The organism is Kitasatospora sp. NPDC059812, assembly GCF_042732075.1.
Taxonomy (GTDB): Bacteria; Actinomycetota; Actinomycetes; order Streptomycetales; family Streptomycetaceae; genus Kitasatospora.
The window spans coordinates 1-1,882 of record NZ_JBHWIO010000068.1; the positions used below are offsets into that span (position 1 = coordinate 1).

Here is a 1,882-nt window from a genome sequence, read left to right on the forward strand (position 1 = left end):
GCGCCGCCGTACGCGGCCGTCCCGGCGCAGCCCGCGCCGGTGGCGCCGCCCGCCGGCCCGCGCGGCCGGACCGGTTCGCCGATCATCGATCCGGGCCTGCAGCCCGCGCTGATCACCGCCGGCGTGGCCGCGCTGCTGGCCGGCGGCGCCGCGCTCGGGCAGGTGGCGCTGGCACTGGTGGTGGCGCTGCTCCAGGTGCTGACGGCGGCCGGCTGGTTCCGGCTGAACGGGATGTGGCCGGCCCGCCAGGGCATCGCGCTCGCCGCGCTGGCCGGGCTGACCGCGGACGCGGCGGTGCTGCTGGCGGACTCCGAGGGCAGCGTGGCGGCGGTGGTCGGCACGTTGGGCGGGTTCTTCCTACTGGTCCTGGTGCTGCAGACGTTCCGCCCCTCGGACCCGAAGGAGCGGTTCTACGCGCTGACGGTGCTCGGCTCGGCCACGGTGGTGACGGCGCTGTGCACCTCGCTGCTGGTGGCCGACTGGGTGCCGGCCGGGGTGGGCGCGGTCGCGCTGGCCACCGTGCTGGCCGCGGCGCCGCTGCCCGGTCCGAAGCTGCTGGGTCCGGTGCTGGGCCTGGCGGCGGCGGTGCTGCTGGGTCTGCTGGTGGGCGCGCCGCCGGCGCTGGGGGTGCTGGCGGGGCTGGGTGCGCTGGTCGGCCGACGCGTCGCGGCGTACGACTTCCCGTCCCGGTTCGTGCACATGACGGCGGGTGTGGCGTTGCCGCTGGCGGTGGCCTCGCCGCTGATCTGGATCGCCACGGACCTGCTGGCCGGCTGACACCCGGTCGACGACCGCGCGTCCCGCTCCGGAACCATGCTCCGGGGCGGGACGTCGTACGGTCGGGCGGGAACGGCCTCGGCCGGGGGCCGCCATGGGACACCGGGCAGGGAACGCCGGGCGAGGAACACCGAACGAGGACAGCGAACGACAAGGGCGACCGGCGACGACGGGGAGTGCGATGCGCGGATGGCTGAAGGCGACGATCGGCCTGGTGGTGCTCGCCGGCCTGCTGGTCGGCGCCGACCGGATCGCGGTCGGGGTGGCCGAGGACCAGGCCGCCGACCGGATGGTGAGCAGCGGCCGGATGAGCCAGCGGCCGGACATCTCGATCGAGGGCTTCCCGTTCCTCACCCAGGCGCTGTCGATGAAGCTGGACGACGTCCGGATCTCCTCCGACGGCCTGACCGTCGGCGACGGCGGCCGCCAGGTGGCGCTGCGCTCCTTCAAGGCCCGGCTGTCCGGCGTCACGGTGAGCGACAGCCTGAAGAGCGCCACGGTGGACAGCGGCACCGGCAGCGGCCTGATCTCGTACGCGGACCTCGCGCAGCTGCTGCCGCCAGCCTCCCAGCTGATGTCGGGGGCGGGCAAGCTGCCGGTGGGCGGCAACACCCGGCTGGCCCTGTCGTACGGCGGGCCGGGCAAGATCAAGGCCGCGCTGGGGCCGATCGCGGTCGGCGAGGGTTCGCTGCACAACAGCGGGAGCACCGTCACGGTGGACGGCTTCCAGCTCAGCGCTCTGGCCGGGATGTTCGCCGGGGTCACCGACCAGCGGCTGGCGCCGATGAGCTTCACCCTCGACTCGCTCCCGGCCGGGCTGAAGCTGGCAGACAAGGACGGGGCGACGCCGCTGCCGGAGGGCGTGCAGCTGACCTTCGAGGGCAAGAGCGTCAAGCTGCTGGGCTGACCGGCCGGTCACTTCCACTCCCGTGCCGCTCCTTCCCTCGGTTCCTTCCTCCCGTTCCTTCCTTCCGCTCCTTCCGTTCCTTCCGTCTCTTGTGTTCCGCTCCCCGGGTAACGCCCCCCCGGCCCGGGACCCGGGGGGGTGTGGTTTAACCCCGGTTTGGGGGGGTCGGAAAAAAAAAAAGAAAGAGGCCAACAAAAA

General features: G+C 73.6%; 2 protein-coding genes. Both read left to right on the forward strand.

What is annotated here, in order from left to right; translation table 11 throughout:
• On the forward strand, positions 1-777 hold a 777-nt coding region (locus ACFV6D_RS28015), incomplete at its 5' end, for a hypothetical protein (RefSeq protein ID WP_380561536.1).
• Between the two features lie 181 nt (positions 778-958).
• Positions 959-1,684 carry a DUF2993 domain-containing protein gene (locus ACFV6D_RS28020; protein ID WP_380561538.1) on the forward strand — a complete coding sequence of 242 codons (726 nt, stop codon included), beginning with the start codon at positions 959-961 and terminating at the stop codon, positions 1,682-1,684.
• Positions 1,685-1,882: the final 198 nt, after the last annotated feature.